Source organism: Streptomyces sp. NPDC040432, assembly GCF_055595445.1.
Genome location: NZ_JBVIVP010000008.1, coordinates 1 through 12,576, shown reverse-complemented (window position 1 = coordinate 12,576; position 12,576 = coordinate 1). Strand labels below are relative to the sequence as shown.

Genomic DNA, 12,576 nt, shown 5'->3' with positions numbered 1-12,576 from the left:
CCCCCGTACAGAGAGAGAAACATGGACTTCAGCCTTTTCTACTTCGGCAATGACAGCACGGCACCCGACGACGGGAACCGGTACGACCTGGTCCTCGAAGGCGCCCGGTTCGCCGACACCCACGATTTCACCGCCGTGTGGACGCCCGAACGGCACTTCCACGCCTTCGGCGGCCTCTACCCCAACCCGGCCGTGACCTCCGCGGCCATCGCCGCCGTCACCAGCCGCGTCGCCATCCGCGCCGGCAGCGTCGTCGCCCCGCTCCACCACCCCCTGCGCATCGCGGAGGAATGGTCGGTCGTCGACAACATCTCCGGCGGTCGCGTGGGCCTCGCCTTCGCCTCCGGCTGGCACGCCACCGACTTCGCCCTGCGCCCCGAGGCCTACGAGAATCGCCGCGAGGTGCTCCTCGACAGCGTCCGCACGGTTCGCGAACTGTGGCGCGGAGAGGAAGTGGAGGTGCTCGACGGCAGTGGAGCTCCGCAGCGGGTGCGCTCCTTCCCCCGCGCGGTGCAGCCCGAGCTGCCCGTGTGGATCACCAGCGCGGGCGGGGTCGAGACCTTCCGCAACGCGGGGGCCCTGGGCGCGGGAGTCCTGACCCACCTCCTGGGCCAGGACATCGACGAACTCGCCGGCAAGATCGCCGCATACCGTGAGGCGTACGCCGCCCGCCCCGGCGCGGACGGCTCCACCGGGCACGTGGTGGTCATGGCCCACACCTATCTGGATCAGGACGAGGAAGCCGCTCGCCTCCTCGTACGCGATCCGCTCACGGCCTACCTGCGGACCTCCGTCAACCTGCTCCTCGGCTCCCAGGCACACGGCAGTGCCCGCCGCGTCGACCCGGCCAAACTGCGCGACAAGGACCTCGACTTCCTCGCCGCACGGGCCTTCGACCGCTACTACGAGGACGGCGCGCTGCTGGGCACCGTCCCCAAGGCCGTACGGCTCGTGGACCGGCTGAAGGACCTCGGGGTGGACGAGATCGCCTGCCTCATCGACTTCGGGCTGCCCGCCAAGGTCGTCCTCGACGGGCTCACCACTCTCGACGAACTCCGGAGGACCACCGCATGAGCGCACACGGACCGCTCTCGGCGGTGGCCGACAAGCACCCGAACGCATCCGGCCCCGCCCCGTCGGGCCCCACGCCGTCGGGAACCGGAGCGCCCGGTCCCGACTCCGAGGCGCCCGGCCGCCGATTCCGGCGCACCGCAGGCCGGTTCCCGACCGGAGTCACCGTCGTCACCACGCTCGACCGGGGCCGGCCCCACGGCACGACCGTGAACTCCTTCACGACCGTCTCGATGGACCCCCCGCTGGTCCTCGTCGCCCTCGGGCACAGGTCCCGGCTGCACGACAAGATCCTTGCCTCATCGGCCTTCACCGTCAGCGTGCTCGCCGAGACGCAGGAGGACGACGCGCGCTGGTTCGCCGACCCGGCCCGCCCGGCCGGCGCCGACGCCTTCACCGGCCGGCCATGGCGGCCTGCCCCGTACTCGGGCGCGCCCATCCTCCTCGACGGGATCGGCTACTTCGACTGCGCCGTGGAGGAAGCCCGCCGTGCCGGGGACCACACCCTGCTGGTGGGCCGCGTCGAGTCCTTCGGCGTGCTCTCCGACGGACCCGCGCTCACCTTCGCCGACAGCGCCTTCACTCCGAGGGAGGGCCGGCCGTGACCCTCGTGTACATGTTTCCGGGCCAGGGCTCGCAGCGCGTTGGCATGGGAGGCGAGCTCTTCGCCCGCTTCCCCGAGCGCGTCGCCGAAGCCGACCGGGTGCTCGGGTACTCCGTCAGCGAACTGTGCCTGCGGGACCCGCAGGAGAGGCTGGGGCGGACCAGCTTCACCCAGCCCGCGGTCTACGTGGTCAACGCGCTCTCCTACGCCGCCGCGCGGGCCGACGGCAGGCCCGCTCCGACCGCGGCCGTCGGCCACAGCCTCGGCGAGTACAACGCCCTTGAGGCGGCCGGGGTGTTCGGCTTCGCCGAAGGACTGCGCCTGGTCGCGGCCCGGGCCGAGGCCATGTCCCGGGTCACCGACGGCGGCATGTGCGCGGTCATCGGCATGGACGAAGCGGTGATCCGGCTGCTGCTGCGCCGGGCCGGCCTCGAAACCGTCGCGGTGGCCAACCACAACACCGCCGACCAGACCATCATCGGCGGCCCGATCGTCAAGCTCGACACGGCCGCCGCCCTGCTCAAGGACGCGGGCGCCCGCAGCGTACGCCGGCTCCCGGTCAGCGCTCCGTTCCACACCGCCCACATGTCCGCCGCGGCCGAGGAGTTCGGCCGACTGTTGGGACGCACCCCCCTCAAGGCTCCGGCCTTCCCCGTCCTCGCGAACCGCACCGCCCGCCCGCACTCCGCCGAGGATCTGGCCGTGGTACTGACGGAGCAGATCGACCACCCGGTGCTGTGGCGGCAGAGCGTCGAGGCCCTGCTCGACACCGACCCCGACACGGTGTTCGAGGAACTGGGGGACAGCACCGTCCTCACCCGCATGCTGCGTGCGATCCGTACCGAAAGGGCCGCCCGATGAACACCCGAGTCTCCGCCGTCATCCGGCCCCGCCCGGTGGACGATCCGGCCCTGCGCCTGTTCGTCCTGCACCACGCAGGCGGTTCCCACTTGGCCTACATCCCGTGGGTTTCCCACTTCCCCGCCGACTGGGACGTGTGCCTCGTCGAGGCACCCGGTCGCGGTCCCCTCAGCGGGGTCCCGGCACAGGTGAGCACCGAGGCCCTCGCCGCGTACCTGCTGGAGGACCTGTCCCCCTGGCTGGACGCGCCTTTCGCCTTCTTCGGACACAGCATGGGCGCACTCGTCGGATACGAACTGACGCTCCAGGCCGTCGAGCGGGGCCTCGAACCCCCGGTCTGGCTGGGCATCTCCGCATGCGAGGCCCCCTTCGAGGAGGAGCTCCCCGGCGGCGGGGAGCCCCTCCACACCATGGCCGGCCCGGACCTGCGGGCCGCGCTGGCTGCCATGGGTGGATTGCCACGGGCCATCCTGGAGGACGACGACGTCTGGGCCCTGTACGAGCCGCGCCTGCGCGCCGACTTCCAGCTCGTGGAGAGTTGGCGCCCGCGCCCCGCCGGACGCTCCCGGATCCCGGTGCCCTGCTCGCTCTTCGGCGGGGAGGAGGACCACGTGGTGACCCCGGCCCAGCTGGCGGCCTGGTCCGACGGGGCCGACCAACTGCTCGGCGAGCACGTCTACCCGGGCAACCACTTCTACTGGGACGGCCGGATCGAGGTGATCGCCGCCCAGATCGTCGAGGAGATCGACACGGCGGCCCCGGGTCTCGCGACCTGGTAACCGGCATCCCCACCCCGAGCGCCCCGGCCCCGGCCGGGGCGCTCGCCCGCGCCTCCCATTGCCCAATGGGCAGCGAAGCCGGTGGATCGCTACCCGTTACCCGGCCCTTGAGGTCCTGAAAAAGAGCGAGGCCTCCGGCTTCACACCCCGTTCGTGGTGGCAGCGGTCGGTACCGGGAGAGTCCTAACACACCCCTGGGACCTGATCCCTTGGTCAAGAGCCGACACCCGGCGCTGTCCGCTGCCACGACCGTGCCCGCGGGGAACCAAGGCCGAGGATCGAATCGTTGAAGTTCGTGGTCAAGGCCATCCACAGGGGTCACCTCTTAAAGAGCCAGGAGCCGACGGAGCTCCTCAGAGACCGAGGGCCCTGCGGATTGCTGGGGTCACGAACGGCTAATTGTCTGCTGGGCCATCGAGCCCTTCCATTAGGGAGACGCGTGCCCCCACGGCTGCGACCAGCAGCAACTCGCCCCGACCGAGAGGACCCGAACCCGGTGAAAGTGTTCTGCGGCATCGACTGGGCCAGCGACCATCACGATGTCGCAGTGGTAGATCACGAATGAACCCGATAGGCAGGACCCGGATCGACGACGACGCCACGGGCCTGCAACAACTTCTCGACCTGCTCACCGCACACTGCGACACCGCGGGCACGCCGATCCCGGTGGCCATCGAGACCTCCCAGGGACTGCTGGTCGCCTGTCTCCGGGCAACCGGCCGGCCCATCCACGGGATCAACCCGATGGCCGCGGCCCGGTACAGGGAGCGTCACTCGGTCGCCCGCGTCCTCGCCGTCCCCGACATGGTGACCACCCTCGCCGCCTACGCGTGCTTGGGCACGTTGCGTTCGGTGGCCTTGATGTAACCGTTGAGTACCTGACGGGTCCGGCTCAGGGTCTTGATGTGATCGTCCATTCCGCGCAGGCGCGTCCGCAGGGTTTCCAAGAGCTCGGGGCAGGCCTCCAGGTCCGGGGCCTCGCCGGTGACGCAGGGCAGGAGGTATGCGATCTCCTGGGTGGAGAGTCCGGCATCGAGCAGCTTCCTGATCTGGGCGACCGTCAGGACGGCTTCGTTCCCGTACTCGCGGTAGCCGCTGGAGCGGCGTTGCGGTGTCAGCAGTCCCTGGGACTCGTAGTAGCGCAGTTGGTGCGTGCGCACTCCGGTCCGCCGACTCAGATCCCCGATCAGCACAATCCATCCCCCTTGACCTTCATACCGGTGTGAACGTCGACGCTTCGTTCATCGATTCCCGCCACCCCACGCGGGTCTTCCACGGAGAGAGCACATGACGAACAATCACGATGAGACGGGCCGATCCGCTGTGTCGGTCATCGGCCTGGGTCTGATGGGACGAGCTTTGGCCGGGGCCTTTGTGCGCGCCGGTCATCCCACGACCGTGTGGAACCGGACGCCGGGAAAGGCCACGGAACTCGTCGCCCTCGGGGCGCGGTTCGTCCCTTCAGTCGAGGAGGCGGTCGCCGCCGGGCCTCTTGTGGTGCTGTGTGTCACGGACTACCTGGCCGTCGGTGATCTTCTCGTTCCTCTCGGCGAGGTGCTCCGGGGTCGGGTGCTGGTCAATCTCACGTCCGGTACGTCGCAGGAGGCTCGCGAGAGCGCCGCCCTGGCGGCGGAGCGGGGCGTCGCCGCCTACCTGGACGGCGCGGTCATGGCCGCTCCGGCAGCCATCGGCACGGCGGATGCGGCCGTCATTCTCAGCGGGCCCCGCGCGGCCTTCGACCAGCATGCGGCCGCGCTCGGGAGCCTGGCCGGATCGGTGACGCACCTCGGTGAGGACCATGGCTTGTCCTCGCTGTACGACGCGGCCGGTCTGGGCCTTATGTGGAACATTCTGAACGGGTTCCTCCATGGCGCGGCTCTGCTGGGTGCCGCCGGTGTGGACGCCTCGGCGTTCGCCCCGTTCGCCCAGCAGGTGGCGGGAACCGTGAACGGCTGGCTTCCCGAGTACGCCCGGCAGATGCAGAACGGTCCCCATTCCGCTGTGGATGCCACGATCGATACCCATGTGGCGGCCATGACGCACCTGGTCGAGGAGAGCGAACTCCTCGGCGTCGACACCGCGCTCCCAACGTTCATCAAGACACTCGCGGAGCGGGCCGCCGCTGAAGGGCGCGGTGGCGACGGTTACACGGCGCTGATCGAGCAGTTCCGCCAACCTTCGTAGAGGCGGACCAGGTGCGGGCGGCCACCAGTGCGCGCAGGGCAGGTGGTGTTGCACCGGCCCTGTTCGTGTGGGGAGACGGGCAGCCCGTCGAACAGCAGCCTTCGGCGAACGCTGATCCTGCGCGGCCTGGGCGAACGTTCGACCTGTCGCCCGGGATGCCGGGCTTGGCCGGCCACACCCCGGTGCGGTGGACCTCCCCGGGCAGGTGCTCGACGCTCCGGCGGCCGGACATGCGGCTGGTGCTCGCGGGGTCGATGCCGGGCCAACTGCGGAAGCTGTTGGACATGACGGGCTGTTCGACCTCCGTGAGGGCCTCGGGTCGCACTGACCCGCCGCGCGGCGGGGGGTGTGACCGGCGGTGGGTGTCCTGGCACGGCCCCACCGTCGGTGGCCGCGCCGGGGGGTGCGGGCGTGTGAGGGTGCGGGTGGGAACCGGCGACGACGGCGGACAGCCCACACACAATCCGGCCGGCGCCCCGGAACGCATGCCGGCCGGGTCCTGTGACGAGTGGGATCCGGTGGGACCCGCATCCCGGTGCCGGCACGCGGACGGTCGGGGGACCTGACCCGGTGCGATGGTCGGGAGGGCCGCGGGGATGGTGTTGCGGCCACCGGTGGAGCCGATGTTGGCGCAGGCCCTCCGAGGCGATCCCGCCCGTACGCGCCCGCGCCGCCGCGGTGGCCTATGAGCAGAAGTTCGACGGGCACCGGATGCTCGTCTTCACCCCGGACGGCCCGAACGGGCGGGTGGTGCTCCAGACCCGTCGCGGCCTGGTCGAGGCAGCGTTCCACGGCCTGGTCGCGGCGGCCGAGCAGCTCCCTCACAGCATGGTCCTGGACGGCGAGGTCGTGGTGAGGGACCCGCAGGTCGGCGGCCTGTTCGTTCAAGGGGTTGCAGCGGCGGGCCGCCGCTCGCGCCCGGTGTGGCACGCGTGCGATCCCGACCCCGAACTACGTAGAGGCCATTCCGCCCGGGCTGAAAGCCCGGGCGGAATGGTTCAGCCTGAACCATGAAAAAGGCCTGGCTTTGAGTTACTCCGCCTTGGGGATGACGGGCAGAAGAAGGTGCGAGGGCTGTTCCGGCCCCCAGTGCAGGATGCAGCGGCCCTTCGTGCGGGTTTTGTACGAGGCCGGAAATTGCCCGGTCAGAGGGTTGCGAGGAGCAAGCCAGCGGCCGGCAACGACGAGACGTACCTGCTCTCCTGCCCGGAACAGAGTAGACGAGGAGCCGAGGGCGATGTCGACGGGAACGATCTCTCCCGCCGTGACGGGCTTGGGGATGAGGCAGGCGGGAACTGGTTCGAAAGGCCGGGATTGCTCGGGGTCGAGTTCACGCAGTGCGACATTCTGCCAGCCGGTTGTCACGCGGTCTCGTCCGTAGCCATAGGATCCCTCGAAGGGCACGTATCGACCCTGGCTCCACTTTTCCACACCCACCACCAGATCCATGTCGTTCGCTCCCTGCACCTCAAGGTAGAGGCGCAGGGCCATAGGGCCGGTGAGTTCGGTGTCCTCCGTTACCGTCCATCCGAATCGAGCCCCGCTGCGGCGGATATTGAAGGAGAGAGACCCAGGTCGGTTCGGCGCATCTGACATGAGCCCCTGCCTATCGAGGTAGCGGGGAGTCCACTCGGTGCGTGTCAGAGGCCAAGTCGACTCTTCGCGAATTTCAGCGATGCGATCGCCGCGTTCACGGACCTCCAGCCGCACACGCGGCAGCGGCGGGACATCCCGCCCGCGCAGATGGCGATCGAAGAACCGTAGCTGGGCAGCGCTCGCCTCCGCGTCGTAGAAGGCCGCCCACTTGCCGCTGCGGTGGGTGTAGAGGTGCCGCTCGGAGGAGTTGATCTTCTCGAACCCGGCAACTGACCCACGGCCATGGAGGTTGTTGTCGGAGAAGCTCCCGCAGATCAGTGCCGGCACGTGGATCTTCGACAGATCGGGGTCCAACGACCGGTACCAGTCGTCGATCACCGGCCGACGCGCGCTTTCCTCCTTGAACGAATAGGTCTGCCTTACACCCTTGAGCCCGATGTTCCATAGCTTGAGGAAGCCGGTCTCAGGTACGCCACCAGGACGGAGCAAACCTCGGTAGGCATTGGTGAAGCCCTCCCATGGCGCGATGGCCTTCAGTGAGGGGGGCTGAGTCGAGGCCGCGCGCCATTGCGAGATCGCCAGATAGGAGACACCCAACATGCCGACGGCCCCGCTGCTCCACGGCTGAGCCGCAGCCCATTCGATGACGTCGTAGATGTCTTCACCCTCCTGGTGCGACATCAGCGACCCGACTCCATCGGACGTTCCGGCACCACGGATGTCGCAGTTGATCACGGCGTAGCCCTGGGAGACCCACCATGCAGGGTCCGGCGCCTCCCATCCGGTGAGCGACGAGAACCTCACCGGGCCGGTCTGCCGCAGGATCCGGTACCGGAAGGACACCTTGGCGCGGCCGGAGGCGGTGAACTTCGGCAGGTCGTCTTTTCCGTAGGGGTGGGCAGCCAGAATCACCGGTACAGGCTCGTCGCTCCGGGGGCGGTAGATGTTGACCCGAAGAACGGTGCCATCTCTCGTGACGACAGGCTGATCACTCTCGGTAATGATCCTGTCGGGGTTTGCGCGATAGACCGAGATCTTGGGCCTCATCACGCCTGAAAGGCGGGCAACTGCGTATAGCGCACGTCCGGGTCTGCTCCACGGCTTGTCGAGTCCAGCGTCGTCGTCGCGGCTTCTGCTCATCCGGCTGTCTCCTGCCGTTTCTCACCCCAGGCTTTGTAGTATCGGCCTAAACCATCACAAGAGATCAGTAGAGCGTCAACTCGGGAATAGACCTCAGTGGGTCAGCGCCTCCGGGCGGGTGCCGAGTAGGAATTTGGCAACGACCTTTTTGGCCCCGGATGGGTGCGGAGTCCGGCCGGGAGCCGGCCCGCCCCCGCGAGGGCACGCAGCCGGCACGCCCCCGGCCCGCGTGATCGCCTGCCAGGTCGCCCGTGAGGCGGCCCGCGAGGTGGCCCGCGCGATCGTGGAGGCCGCGGTGAGCGCGTGGGCGCCCGAGTGGGCCGACGTGGCGCGGGTCCTGGCGGTGGCCGCACAGCCACGGCCGGGCTGCGCCGAGGTCGAGGCCGAGGCGGGCGCCCGCACACCTGACCGCCCCCGCGCGGGTACCCGGGCCGCCCTTCCCGGCGGCCCGCGTGCCTCCAGGTCGGGGGCGCGGGGCGGATGCCCCGCCGGTGCACCCGGCGGGGTGAATTCGGGCCCCGCCTACGCGTACGCGACTTGTGCGGTCCGCCCCCAACTCTCCCCAACGGTTGAGAATTTGACAGGTTTTGAGGCTCTTCATGATTTTTCGTCCCGTGTCCGAGGGTCGGGCTCGGTGTGCGTTCGGGGTGTGTTTCATGGTGGTGCGGCGGGGTGAGGTGTTCGACGTGTACGAGGCGGCGGGCCGGTTGAAGGTGCCGGTCGCGGCCTGGCGCTGGGCGGTCGGTACGGGGTTGGTTCACCCGGCGGACGTCGGCGAGGGGGTGTGGTCGAGGGTGGTGGTCGAGGCGGCCGACGTCGAGTCGGTGCGGGCCGCGTTGCGGGGCTCGGTGGGCGCGGGGTGGGCGGCGGACCGGATCGCAGGCCAGGCCGCCGACGATGGGTGGGAGGAGTACGCGCACGGCCTGCGATCCGCCGGCCGTCATCCGGGTCTCCTCACGCACGCTCGTCAGCCGCAAGATCCTGTGCGGGGAGTGCATGACCTCCTTCGCGGCCCCGGGCGCCACCGACTGATCGCCGCCGCAGTGCACGTGTTCAGTCCGGCCGGATATCCCACGGGCCCCGGCTCGCCCCGCACGGTGGGGAGCCGGGGCCCGCCTCGCCCACGACGGAGTCCTCACACCCGTCATCACCGCGGTCCATTCGCTCTCCGAAGCCCCGGCCGCCCTCGCCGCCGTCGAGAACGGTCACGCCTCGGGAAAGTCGTCCCCAAGTCGTCATGAGAAGTGCCGCTTGCCTGACGCCATCGATGGTCCTTCGCGAACTGACGAGAACACTTGGCCGGCGCGTCATCACGGTGCCTGCCCGCAAAAGTGAGCTGGTCGCGTCTTTTGCCGGTGGAACTGCATGGCCTGTGCACGCTGCTGCCGGTTGGCTGAGGGCACATCGAACAGCACATCCCCGGCAGCCGCCGGGCGAGAGAAGGTCAGCCCATGAGAATGCGAACCGGCATCGCGGCCGTCCTGACCGCGGTATGCGCCACCATCGCGCTGGCGTCCGCGGCCCAGGCCGCCGAGCCCTCCCCCGGTCAGCCCAACGTGGTCGTGAACGAGGAGACCGGACTCTGCCTCGACTCGGACACCGACGGAAACGTCTATGCGAAGGAGTGCCGCTGGGGCAACACCTACCAGCAGTGGGTGCCCGAGCGCAGCTCCAACTGGGCGGGGTACCGACTCCGCAATGTTCAGACGGCTCGGTGCCTGATCAAATCCACCGAGACGTCGGTTCGTACGATCCCGTGCCCCGCGAGCTGGTACGGCCCCATGCAATGGACCCGGGGCAACAACCACAGTAGCGACGCCTGGTGGACCGGGACCACGACCCTGGACTCCGACGCCAAGGGCAAGGTGTACCTGCGGCCGCCCACTGCGAACAACCGGTACCAGAACTGGCTGTTCTACCGCGCCTGACACCCGCGCCCCTGTCGCCGAGGCCGAAGAACGCCCGGCAGCACACCCGAGAAAGGTCAATGATGAGAGTACGACTGGGCACCGCCGGTCTCCTGGCGGCCCTGGCGGTCGGCACGTTCGCGGCTCCCGCCGCCCACGCCTCCGATCCCGTCCCGGAAAGGAAGCAGAGCATCCGCAACGAGCAGACCGCGCTCTGCCTGGACTCCGATCCTCAGGGCAAGGTCTACACGAAGCCCTGCACCAGCAACAACACCTATCAACAGTGGATTTCCTCGACCCCGAATGGTGGCTGGTCCTGGATGATTAAGAACGCCGCCACCGGACTGTGCCTGACCCGCATCAGCGACACAGCGGTCCGCGCCATGGACTGCGCCTCCGGCTACGGGCCCCAGAGCTGGGCGCAGAACACAGACGCCCGCACCAACGCCCTGCTCAACAACTCCAGCGCCCTGGACTCGGACACGAAGGGGAACGTGTACCTCAACCCCCAGAGCCGCGACAACCGCTACCAGAGTTGGCTCTTCGGGTACCCGCGCTGATTGCAGTCGCAGCCGACGCCCACGGCGCAGGGCGGCAGGCCCGAAGCAAGCATCCAGGTGCTCTCAAAACTCGGTTCTGGCACGGATCTTGGGGTGAGCTTGTTCCGCTTTGACAGACACCTTTGGTGTGGTGGTCAGGCTGCGAGTGCGGTCTCGTATTCGGCGGGGCTGAGGTAGCCGAGGGTGTTGTGCAGTCGGTGCAAGTTGTACCAGCCTTCGATGAAATCGAAGATCGCGGTGTGGGCGGCGGCCCGGCTGGGCCGGGCGGAGGTGCCGAGCAGTTCGCGTTTGATGGTCGAGAAGAACGACTCGGCGCGCGCGTTGTCCCAGCATTGACCGGTGCGGCCAACCGACAGTCGAACCCCGAACTCGGTGGCCAGGGAGGCGAATTGCTGACTGGTGTGTTGGCAGCCGCGATCCGAGGGGAAGATCACGGAACGGGTGGGGCGCCGCTGCCGGCAGGGGGCTGTGAGCGCATCGGCCACCAGCTCGGTCCGCAGGTGATCGGCGGTTGCCCAGCCGACTACTCGCCGGGAGGCGATGTCGATGACCGTGGCCAGATAGAGCCAGCCCTCGTCGGTCGGGATGTACGTGATGTCACCGTACCAGCGGGCATCGAGCCCGACGCGGCCGGGCTGAAAGTCCCGGACGATGAGGTCGGGACGGTGGACAGCCTCAGGACCGGCGATCGTGGTTACCTGCCGTCGGCGGCGGTGCCTGCCTTGCAGTCCGGCGGCCTGCATCAGTCGTGCGACACGACGGCGCCCGCATCCGGCGCCCTCGCGCGTGAGCACGGCATGCACGCGCGGGGCTCCGTAGGTCCCGCGCGATCGCGCATGGACCTCGATGATCTGCTCGGTCAGCTCGGCATCCCGCACCGCCCGGGGCCGGGTAGGTCGGAGCGACGGGCATAGAAGGCGGACCGGGAGACCTTCATCGGCTCACACGCCCGTTTGACGCTGTGACCTGCGCGTTTCTCCGCCTCGATGAACGGGTGGACCGTCACCGGGTCTCCTTCGTGAAGAAAGCTGTGGCCCGCTTGAGGATGTCGACGTCCTCGCGCAGCCGTCGGTTCTCCCGCCGCAACGCGGCCAGTTCCTCGCGCTCACTGCTGGTCAGCCCGCTGCGCTCGCCCGCGTCGACCTCGGCCTGCTTCACCCGGTCCCGCACCGCGGTCTCGGTCAGTTCGAAGTCTCTGGCGACCTAGCCGACCGAGCGGTCACCGCGTCGGCACAGCCCGACGATCTCGGCCTTGAACTCCGACGTGAACGAACGGCGAGGGCGGCGAGGCTTCTTCTTCCCCATGCTCTCCATGATGGACATCCTCCCGGGGCAGAACCCCAGATCTCGAATGTCCGTCAGAGCGGATCAGGCTCACATGCCGTTCCGGGGTGTGGGTTTTTCCCTGGATGCTACACAGCACAGTCGATGATGAGATGCACTGTGATGGCACCTGGGGGCAGCGGGTGTGGAATCCCTGGTGGGCCGTGGTAGGGGTGGCTTGTGCATGATGGGGGCGCCGGGTAGCGCAGTGGTCGACGTGCTTGCCGTACGGGGAATCCTTCAGATTCAAGCCGGAGTTCGTTGTGATGCAGGGGGAGGTGATGGCTGGTTCGGATCGGGCTGGATCCTCGTTCGGGGGAAGATCGATTGAAGGCCCTGCGGGGTAGGGGGTGCTTCGGTTAGCTTCCGGCTCATGGCAGAGATGAGCTTTGAAGAAGCACTGAAGACCGTCCGCAACATCATCGCGGAGAAGGCGGAGTGTGAGCTGGAAGAGGTGGGCCCGGACAGCCTCCTCGGTGTCTCGGACGGACTGATGGAGATCGGCGTAGCGGGTGAAGACGTGGCGGGCGTACTCGGCGGTCTGGAGCATG

The 12,576-nt window shown here is 68.7% G+C and carries 13 protein-coding genes and 1 pseudogene; 10 read left to right on the top strand and 4 right to left on the bottom strand.

Annotated elements, in window-relative coordinates; genetic code table 11:
• Nucleotides 1-21: 21 nt before the first annotated feature.
• From ACZ58N_RS18880 to ACZ58N_RS18860, 5 genes and pseudogenes are all read left to right on the top strand, one after another.
• Nucleotides 22-1,074: a MupA/Atu3671 family FMN-dependent luciferase-like monooxygenase gene (locus ACZ58N_RS18880; protein WP_471160873.1), complete on the top strand. Its 1,053-nt coding sequence runs from the start codon at nt 22-24 to the stop codon at nt 1,072-1,074.
• A complete protein-coding gene (locus ACZ58N_RS18875; protein WP_471160871.1) occupies nt 1,071-1,676 on the top strand; it encodes a flavin reductase family protein in 606 nt (201 codons plus the stop codon). The genes ACZ58N_RS18880 and ACZ58N_RS18875 overlap by 4 nt, the downstream gene beginning before the upstream one ends.
• Nucleotides 1,673-2,536 (top strand): ACP S-malonyltransferase, encoded by an 864-nt coding sequence (locus tag ACZ58N_RS18870; protein WP_471160868.1) that lies wholly within the window; start codon nt 1,673-1,675, stop codon nt 2,534-2,536. Before ACZ58N_RS18875 ends, ACZ58N_RS18870 begins: the two co-directional genes overlap by 4 nt.
• Nucleotides 2,533-3,315 carry a thioesterase II family protein gene (locus ACZ58N_RS18865; protein WP_471160865.1) on the top strand — a complete coding sequence of 261 codons (783 nt, stop codon included), beginning with the start codon at nt 2,533-2,535 and terminating at the stop codon, nt 3,313-3,315. The genes ACZ58N_RS18870 and ACZ58N_RS18865 overlap by 4 nt, the downstream gene beginning before the upstream one ends.
• 496 nt (nt 3,316-3,811) lie before the next feature.
• Nucleotides 3,812-4,101: pseudogene (locus ACZ58N_RS18860) on the top strand (IS110 family transposase); the annotation flags it as partial.
• A gap of 38 nt (nt 4,102-4,139) precedes the next feature.
• On the opposite strand, the gene ACZ58N_RS18855 reads toward ACZ58N_RS18860, so the two are convergent.
• On the bottom strand, nt 4,140-4,508 hold the full coding sequence (locus tag ACZ58N_RS18855) for a MerR family transcriptional regulator (RefSeq protein WP_471160863.1): 369 nt from the start codon (nt 4,506-4,508) through the stop codon (nt 4,140-4,142).
• Between the two features lie 94 nt (nt 4,509-4,602).
• Here ACZ58N_RS18855 and ACZ58N_RS18850 point away from each other — a divergent pair, with 94 nt between their 5' ends.
• Complete coding sequence (locus ACZ58N_RS18850) at nt 4,603-5,499, top strand: NAD(P)-dependent oxidoreductase (RefSeq protein WP_471160860.1); 897 nt, start codon at nt 4,603-4,605, stop codon at nt 5,497-5,499.
• Nucleotides 5,500-6,177: 678 nt separating this feature from the next.
• A complete protein-coding gene (locus tag ACZ58N_RS18845; protein ID WP_471160857.1) occupies nt 6,178-6,513 on the top strand; it encodes a hypothetical protein in 336 nt (111 codons plus the stop codon).
• Nucleotides 6,514-6,531: 18 nt separating this feature from the next.
• Here the strand turns inward: ACZ58N_RS18845 and ACZ58N_RS18840 are convergent, their stop codons facing one another.
• Nucleotides 6,532-8,235: a CocE/NonD family hydrolase gene (locus ACZ58N_RS18840; protein ID WP_471160854.1), complete on the bottom strand. Its 1,704-nt coding sequence runs from the start codon at nt 8,233-8,235 to the stop codon at nt 6,532-6,534.
• Between the two features lie 897 nt (nt 8,236-9,132).
• Between ACZ58N_RS18840 and ACZ58N_RS18835 the strand changes: the two genes are divergently transcribed.
• The 3 genes from ACZ58N_RS18835 (at nt 9,133) to ACZ58N_RS18825 (ending at nt 10,702) form a co-directional block, all read left to right on the top strand.
• Nucleotides 9,133-9,267, top strand: a complete 135-nt coding sequence (locus ACZ58N_RS18835; RefSeq protein WP_471160852.1) for a hypothetical protein — start codon at nt 9,133-9,135, stop codon at nt 9,265-9,267.
• Between the two features lie 419 nt (nt 9,268-9,686).
• Nucleotides 9,687-10,163 carry an RICIN domain-containing protein gene (locus ACZ58N_RS18830; RefSeq protein WP_471160849.1) on the top strand — a complete coding sequence of 159 codons (477 nt, stop codon included), beginning with the start codon at nt 9,687-9,689 and terminating at the stop codon, nt 10,161-10,163.
• Between the two features lie 59 nt (nt 10,164-10,222).
• Nucleotides 10,223-10,702: an RICIN domain-containing protein gene (locus ACZ58N_RS18825; RefSeq protein WP_471160847.1), complete on the top strand. Its 480-nt coding sequence runs from the start codon at nt 10,223-10,225 to the stop codon at nt 10,700-10,702.
• Nucleotides 10,703-10,836: 134 nt separating this feature from the next.
• Here ACZ58N_RS18825 and ACZ58N_RS18820 read toward each other — a convergent pair whose 3' ends face one another.
• Together ACZ58N_RS18820 and ACZ58N_RS18815 are read right to left on the bottom strand one after the other, a co-directional pair.
• The gene (locus ACZ58N_RS18820; RefSeq protein ID WP_471160844.1) at nt 10,837-11,580 is read right to left on the bottom strand and encodes an IS3 family transposase; all 744 of its coding nucleotides are present in this window, start codon (nt 11,578-11,580) and stop codon (nt 10,837-10,839) included.
• Nucleotides 11,581-11,704: 124 nt separating this feature from the next.
• Entirely contained in the window at nt 11,705-11,860 is a 156-nt protein-coding gene (locus tag ACZ58N_RS18815; protein WP_471160842.1) for a hypothetical protein, read from the bottom strand.
• Between the last annotated feature and the right edge of the window lie 716 nt (nt 11,861-12,576).

Excerpts from the sequence above, each read along its gene's own strand:
- ACZ58N_RS18880 (WP_471160873.1), top strand. The coding sequence starts at position 22 with ATGGACTTCAGCCTTTTCTACTTCGGCAATGACAGCACGGCACCCGAC.
- ACZ58N_RS18875 (WP_471160871.1), top strand. The coding sequence starts at position 1,071 with ATGAGCGCACACGGACCGCTCTCGGCGGTGGCCGACAAGCACCCGAAC.
- ACZ58N_RS18865 (WP_471160865.1), top strand. The coding sequence starts at position 2,533 with ATGAACACCCGAGTCTCCGCCGTCATCCGGCCCCGCCCGGTGGACGAT.
- ACZ58N_RS18850 (WP_471160860.1), top strand. The coding sequence starts at position 4,603 with ATGACGAACAATCACGATGAGACGGGCCGATCCGCTGTGTCGGTCATC.
- ACZ58N_RS18840 (WP_471160854.1), bottom strand. The coding sequence starts at position 8,235 with ATGAGCAGAAGCCGCGACGACGACGCTGGACTCGACAAGCCGTGGAGC.
- ACZ58N_RS18835 (WP_471160852.1), top strand. The coding sequence starts at position 9,133 with ATGGGTGGGAGGAGTACGCGCACGGCCTGCGATCCGCCGGCCGTCATC.
- ACZ58N_RS18830 (WP_471160849.1), top strand. The coding sequence starts at position 9,687 with ATGAGAATGCGAACCGGCATCGCGGCCGTCCTGACCGCGGTATGCGCC.
- ACZ58N_RS18825 (WP_471160847.1), top strand. The coding sequence starts at position 10,223 with ATGATGAGAGTACGACTGGGCACCGCCGGTCTCCTGGCGGCCCTGGCG.